The sequence below is a fragment of the Gluconobacter sphaericus NBRC 12467 genome (assembly GCF_006539125.1).
Lineage (GTDB): Bacteria > Pseudomonadota > Alphaproteobacteria > Acetobacterales > Acetobacteraceae > Gluconobacter > Gluconobacter sphaericus.
Genome location: NZ_BJMK01000061.1, coordinates 1 through 6156 on the forward strand (window position 1 = coordinate 1; position 6156 = coordinate 6156).

The 6156-nt window shown below is 45.7% G+C and carries 7 protein-coding genes and 1 pseudogene; 5 read left to right on the plus strand and 3 right to left on the minus strand.

The genetic code is table 11. The features are described from left to right. The first annotated feature begins 165 nt into the window (after window positions 1-165). The 4 genes and pseudogenes from GSP01_RS14160 (at window position 166) to GSP01_RS14170 (ending at window position 2728) form a co-directional block, all read left to right on the plus strand. The gene (locus GSP01_RS14160) at window positions 166-585 is read left to right on the plus strand and encodes a hypothetical protein (RefSeq protein WP_141354570.1); all 420 of its coding nucleotides are present in this window, start codon (window positions 166-168) and stop codon (window positions 583-585) included. Window positions 586-830: 245 nt separating this feature from the next. Continuing rightward, entirely contained in the window at window positions 831-1328 is a 498-nt protein-coding gene (locus GSP01_RS14165) for a hypothetical protein (protein WP_141354572.1), read from the plus strand. A 524-nt stretch (window positions 1329-1852) separates the two neighbouring features. Then, window positions 1853-2026 (plus strand): annotated as a pseudogene (locus GSP01_RS15520) (site-specific integrase); the annotation flags it as partial. Between the two features lie 9 nt (window positions 2027-2035). Next, the gene (locus GSP01_RS14170) at window positions 2036-2728 is read left to right on the plus strand and encodes a site-specific integrase (RefSeq protein WP_141354574.1); all 693 of its coding nucleotides are present in this window, start codon (window positions 2036-2038) and stop codon (window positions 2726-2728) included. An 817-nt stretch (window positions 2729-3545) separates the two neighbouring features. Here the strand turns inward: GSP01_RS14170 and GSP01_RS14175 are convergent. Continuing rightward, complete coding sequence (locus tag GSP01_RS14175) at window positions 3546-4031, minus strand: helix-turn-helix domain-containing protein (RefSeq protein ID WP_141354576.1); 486 nt, start codon at window positions 4029-4031, stop codon at window positions 3546-3548. 286 nt (window positions 4032-4317) lie between these two features. Between GSP01_RS14175 and GSP01_RS14180 the strand changes: the two genes are divergently transcribed. Next, window positions 4318-5196 carry a hypothetical protein gene (locus tag GSP01_RS14180; RefSeq protein ID WP_141354578.1) on the plus strand — a complete coding sequence of 293 codons (879 nt, stop codon included), beginning with the start codon at window positions 4318-4320 and terminating at the stop codon, window positions 5194-5196. A gap of 13 nt (window positions 5197-5209) precedes the next feature. Here the strand turns inward: GSP01_RS14180 and GSP01_RS14185 are convergent, their stop codons facing one another. Both GSP01_RS14185 and GSP01_RS14190 read right to left on the minus strand, forming a co-directional pair. Then, window positions 5210-5539 carry a helix-turn-helix domain-containing protein gene (locus tag GSP01_RS14185; RefSeq protein WP_141354580.1) on the minus strand — a complete coding sequence of 110 codons (330 nt, stop codon included), beginning with the start codon at window positions 5537-5539 and terminating at the stop codon, window positions 5210-5212. Further along, window positions 5527-5805, minus strand: coding sequence for a BrnT family toxin (locus GSP01_RS14190; RefSeq protein ID WP_141354582.1), 279 nt, complete (start codon window positions 5803-5805; stop codon window positions 5527-5529). The genes GSP01_RS14185 and GSP01_RS14190 overlap by 13 nt, the downstream gene beginning before the upstream one ends. Window positions 5806-6156: the final 351 nt, after the last annotated feature.

The following is a 6156-nucleotide window of genomic DNA, read 5'->3' on the forward strand; positions in this document are numbered from 1 at the left end:
CTCACCAGAAATACGTCAAAAACTCTCTAAAAAAGCTCTTTCTGAACTCAGAAACACCGAAATCGCTCCAAAAATACTTCGGAAATACGTCAAAAATACTCTTTTTTGACAAAAAACATGCAGACGGGCTCTCTGGATGATCTGACAGAAAGGAACAGTACCGCAATGGACCAGAAGAGCAAACCAAAGCCCACCAAACTCGTCGGGATCCTGCGCGGTCAGATTGAGCGGATCGAGACCCTGATCCGATCCGGCTATACACTGGAGACCATTCGTCAGATGCTCGAAGAAGAGCTGAACCTTCCGATCAAAATCCGGACGCTTGAGACCTGCCTGTACCGGGTTAGGAAAGAACGAAAGGTCGCAGCTCAGGACACCAGGCAGACCCACCGCCCCACGCGCACTGTCACGCCGTCTGCTGGACCCGCTCCAACGTCCTCGGCCCGCCATCCGTCTCTTGATCCAGACGAAGATGAGAAGGCTCCCGAGGTCAACACGCCCTGGAAACCGCAGAAAAAGATCAACCCCAATCTGCTGGCTCTAAAAGAACGCTTGATGCGAGCAGAACGGGAGAAAGGCTCCTGAGCCTCTGCCCCTTTCTAGGTTCTGAGAATGCCCATTCTCAGAACCTAGAAGAGACTTCCAAGCGCACGTTATGCATTTGCAAAACGAATTTCCACGTCTGATATTGCCGATGAGGATAGGCGGTGCAGGAGTGTTAGTTTTCTTTGTGATCTGACAGAGGCAAAAACAAGAAGAAAAAACTACAGACTGTTGCATCAATCCTAATTTATATAAGATATCTGAAAAATAATACAGCTGGAAAATTTATGTTTTATAGTAAAAAAGAAGAAAACAAAAACAATATAAAAATACAAAACAATAATAAAAATATTAGTTTTGATTCTTTAGAAGAAAATCTAAAATTAATTTTTAATGATTGCGAAGTTCTTGTTAGAGACGAATCTAATATTCTAATTAGAGTTTCCGATCTTAAAAATGATAATGCGATCAATCAAATAAAATTAGATTCATTATTATTTATTCAAAACAATGATGATAAATTAGGATCAAGAATAGAATTAAATACTTTATTTGGTATTAAATTTTTTACTGATAAAATTAAAGATTTTTACAAAGATTGTCTTTCAAAAAACAACGAAATTGAATTTTCTTTTATTTCAATAAAAGAAGATACTGACACCCTTAGTATAAAGAACTTAACCAACTCAAATGACATTAGATATATATTATACCTAATTGAAAATTATTATATTGAAGTTAATTCAATAATTGAAAATTTCGTTTCTTCTATAGAAGAAGAATAAAAGGGGATTTTTAAAAGTGATAACTTTAATATCCCTAATTTTTATTATCTTAGCGTTGCTATCGTTGTCAATTATAAATATAACATCAGATAGTAATAAATTCTTATCAAGATTTTGTTATTTTTTCATTGTATCGATAAATATATTTTTCCCTAAAATAAATTCCGAAAATAAAATGCTAATTAATGGTATATTCTCAATTATATCATCAATAATTATAAGCTTTGTATATGCATATTTTGCTAAATCTTTGTTTGATCAAAAATTGTTTTTTGCTATATTGATTATGATACCAAGCATATTTTCAACTATATCAATGAATTTTATTGATTTATCAATTAGTGTGAAAAGAAGATTTACTCTTTATATATCACAAAGTGAAGTAAATATTGCCGACACAGAAACAAAAAAAGAAAATATTAAGTCTCTAAAAAAGATGATTTCTGATTCTCAACGTAAAAATGCAATAGAATTGTAGGAGATATAAAATATATTATCTTCAGACTGCTGCCAATCGTCTGGCCTTGGCGGCCCGGTCTCCCGCGACATTGCGCGCCTATCGCACCGACTGGGCCGCCTTCGTCGCCTGGTGCCACGCCCAGAGCGTCACGGCGCTCCCCGCTCAGCCTGAAACCGTTTCCGCCTGGATCGCGTCGCGTTTAGAGCAGGGGCGAAAAGCCGCGACGCTGGCCCGTGGGGTGGCGGCCGTGTCCTGCGCGCATGAGCTGGCGGGGTTGGAGAGTTTCAGCCGCTCCCGCGTCGTCCAGGACGCGCTGCGGGGCATGCGGCGCACGCTTGGCACCGCCCCGACCCGGAAATCCCCCGCGACCGTGGATCTGCTGCGCCGGATGCTCGACATCCAGCCCGACACGCTGATCGGTCAACGCAACCGAGCTCTTCTGGCCCTGGGCTTTGCCGGGGCCTTGCGACGATCTGAACTGGTGGCGCTGGAGATCGGGGATCTCGTGTCCCAGGAAGGCGGTGCGCTGCTCACGCTCCGACGCAGCAAAACCGATCCGGACGGGGCCGGTCAGACGATCGGCATTCTGAACGGCTCTATCATCCGGACGCTGGAGCATATCTCGACCTGGTGCGAGGCGGCCGGGATCACGTCCGGTCGGCTGTTCCGGTCCGTAGACCGGCATGGCCGGATCGGCGGGTCACTCTCGGACCGATCGGTGGCGCGGATCATCAAGACAGCCGCCGAGGCCGTGGGGCTCGATCCGGAGCGCTTCTCGGGGCATTCGCTGCGGGCAGGGTTCATCACTTCCGGGGCAGAGGCCGGTGCCGATGCGCTGCTGATCGCCGAAACCTCGCGGCATCAGAGTCTCGATGTGCTGCGGAGCTATGTCCGGCGTGCCTCGCTGCTGAAGACCCATGCCGGACACCGTTTCCTGTAATCCCTAGCCAAACGGCCACCACCAGCTACGGCGAGCGTACCCCCCGTACGACCGGGTCTGTTCAGGGTGTACGTTCAGAGTGAACACTGGCCTTTGTACAGGGTGAACGTCCGGGGTGTGCGTAGGGTGTACGCGTTCACCATCAATCCGTGAGATCTGCTCCCTGAGCTGGGCATTCTGTTCCTTAAGAACGGCGTTTTCTTCTCGATAATCCGCGACCTCTTGGCGTCTTTCATTCAGTTCAGTTTGGAGAAGACCCATCATATCTCGCAGGGTGGACAAAGCCGTATTGTCCGGGGTGAACATCCCATCGTGTTCGGGTGTACGTACAGGGTGTACGTCTGGGTCTACGCGTTCAGTCTGTTCAGGGGTCTTGTTCAGGGCAAAAACGGGAACAGAAACACGGACAGTGCCATGATTGTCCGTGATTTTTAGCCAGCGGCCGCGACGAACGCGCGCGCGCGCAGCTTCAAGGGAAAGTCCAAGTCGGTCAGCTAACTGACGATAGGTCAAGTTTTCTGTTTGCTCGGCCATAGATCCTCTTCGTCTTAAACTTATATCCGGTCGAGCATGAAATGCGAGTAAGGCTTGTGCCTACGTAGGCACACATATCTTGCCTATTAGTTTTTTGTCCGAGATAGCCCGACTTGGCCCTGAATGGCCTCAAGAAGAATTTTTTAAGATTTCGGGCTGAGTGAGGCCGTCTCGGGCCATTCAGGGCCAAGTCGGGCCGAGATGAAGGGATAGTCTTTCGGAGAGCTCCTTCGTCTTGAGCCTCTTGAAAGTATGTCTGAGGGGAAATCCTTGCGTAGGAACATCAACCCGTCGATGGAGACGGGGACCAAGACGAGATCAGGTCGAGCCAGTCATTCTTTGAGCGTGGCTTTTCAAAGAAAATATCTCTTTGAAAATGAGATCCGCTGCCGTTTTGGCAGTTAGAAGAAAACCGGAGTTTCCGGCGAGTGAGAGCCTCTTTGAGACGTTGTGTCGCATGGAATGCGGCAGCCTTAGCCTGTTCCAGGCTGACCACGATCAACCGGTAGCGGTTGGGACCATTCACAACACGTCCTGAGCGCCGCATACGCTGGCGGGTCCGTTCCACCAAGCCAAGACTATAGGCTGTTTCCAACGCCCGAATGACGGTTCTGGTACTGCATCCGGCGCGGGCTGCAATGCTTTCGTGAGACGGGAAGAGGCCACGATGGCCTTCGAAGCTGGCAAGGGCCTGAAGGACGAGATGCGTTCTAGCGGTGATCTGGCGGGCTTGGGTCAGGGTCCAGATCTGGGAAACGAAAGAGGTCATGCCTGTGATCCTTCTCAGGCGAGACACTTCCCCGTACAGCTAATCAGACATTGAAACCAACATCGGCCACGTCTATTATCTATACATCGGATGCCTAAGCGGGCTGAATCGCTTCTGCATCTGCCTCGCCGGGCAACAGCGAGATTCGAAGGGGATGGCCTTGCAGGGCTATCCCCTTCATTATTTTCAAGCATATTGATTGCTTCCCGCCGCCTTGTCCAGAGAAGGCTTAAATTCAAAAATAAAAACAATATTCTCAAAACTAGAGATACAATTGGAAATTGTCATGCCATCAAAATCAAAGCAAACAAAAGACAAGCAAATTCTTAAAGAAGACAATAGATGTTACATATGCAATAATTTAGCCACAACTATAGATCACCTTCCTCCTAAAAGCTTTTTTTTTCACAGGCATACACCTCAAGAATTTATTTTTTCTTGTTGTGACGAATGCAATCAAAACTCAAAAAAAGAAGATCAAATAGCGTCGGTTATTTTAACACTTCCTGAAATAATAAAATTCCAAAGCATGTCATTTCTCGAAAAACGCCATTATGATGAAAAACTAAAACGAGCAATAACAAACTCAAAAAAGCCTTTTTTTAAAGAAAATGGCTCATATCTTAAAAACGGTTTTTTTTATAGAAATGGTATTATTTCGAAAATAAACGACGGAAGAAGTTTTGAATATAGAGACTATATATCTTCCATTGGAGCAAAAGAAATCTCCATAACAGAATATGGTTTTTTGTCTGTAAACAAAATTGCTATAAAATTAACATACGCTATATTTAAGAATATGAAAAATAAAATTGGTGAAAAAACCATAGGACCTCAATTTAAAGGAAGAGTTTTCTCAAAAATAGACTACTTAGATTCAGATAAATCATATTTATCTACTATATTTAACATGTGTCCTAATATAGCAAAAATAAATCATAGGCAAAAAAGTGAGACAAATTTTGGATTTAGGTATAACTATAGCGATGATAACGGGGTTTTAATATTTTCTTCGTATTTTGGTGGACAATTCATTTTAAATTGCATTGCATTTTCAGATAAGTTTCTAGAATTTTTATACCAACAAACAGAAAATCCATTTTTAGATGGTTTTCCTGAGAACATTGGCTTCAAAGAAATAAATAAAGATATTTTATCTGAATAAAATATCTAATTGCTCACGCGACCATTACCCGACGCACGGCATCGGGCTCCCGCCAGAGCACGCGAAGCAAAGTCCGTACTGCGGGATCCAGCCGAACACGGCCCTGCTCCCAGTTCCGCCAGGTAGCAACTGGCACGCCCGCAAGGGCCGCAATGTCCTTCTGGGTCAGCTTCAGGTGACGCCGCACGGTTGCCGGTGACGGAGCGGCCAGCCCCGGAAGATCCACATCCGTGCCATCTTCCTTGGCTTGGCGGTCAAGATCTCCATCCGTAGTAGCGTTCACTCGGGTCCAGTCGATCGTAGAGGAGCGGGCCTTAATCTCTGCCAGTGTCATTCTTGCCATTTGATCCACTCCTTCCGGTGCATTTTCCGGGCTGAGATGATCCGGAAGCAGTCCCCCCGAACCGTATAAACGACCATGAACGGGACGCCTTCAATTAAGCCTGCAGCCCTGATACGCGGTTCACCATAGTCTTTCCGGTTATCCGGCTTCTGAAGCAGAGGCCCCGCAAAGATGACCAGCACATCCGCAAAACTGAATCCACGCTCTTCGAGACAGGCATCGCTTTTCGCGTCATCCCATTCAAACGCGATCTGAGGTACGGTCATGCATCTCTATATACGCTGCTAGCGTAGTTTATACAAGAATTCTGTGGAAGAGAGCATCTGACATGTTTGACCGATTAACAGACGAAAGCCTTGGCTGATCGTCAGTTGTAGTACACGATTGCCTTGTCAGATCCCGTCTCCCAGCTTCAAACAGTATGGGTATTACCGAGGTAATACGATTGAGGCGCAGAAAACTGCCAAAGATTGCGGAAACGTATTACCAAGGTAATACGCCCCAAGAGCCATTTTCCTAAAAAGTTGTTATTTTTCAATGACTTGTCAGTCCTGAGGACTGCGTATTGTGTATAGTCCAGATTAAGGGAAAACCGGGCCCTTCATTTCGAGAAAAAT

Bases quoted from the DNA above. Each gene is read 5' to 3' on its own strand.
- GSP01_RS14185 (WP_141354580.1), bottom strand. From the start codon at position 5,539: ATGGCAAGAATGACACTGGCAGAGATTAAGGCCCGCTCCTCTACGATC.
- GSP01_RS14165 (WP_141354572.1), top strand. From the start codon at position 831: ATGTTTTATAGTAAAAAAGAAGAAAACAAAAACAATATAAAAATACAA.
- GSP01_RS14175 (WP_141354576.1), bottom strand. From the start codon at position 4,031: ATGACCTCTTTCGTTTCCCAGATCTGGACCCTGACCCAAGCCCGCCAG.
- GSP01_RS14160 (WP_141354570.1), top strand. From the start codon at position 166: ATGGACCAGAAGAGCAAACCAAAGCCCACCAAACTCGTCGGGATCCTG.
- GSP01_RS14180 (WP_141354578.1), top strand. From the start codon at position 4,318: ATGCCATCAAAATCAAAGCAAACAAAAGACAAGCAAATTCTTAAAGAA.
- GSP01_RS14190 (WP_141354582.1), bottom strand. From the start codon at position 5,805: ATGACCGTACCTCAGATCGCGTTTGAATGGGATGACGCGAAAAGCGAT.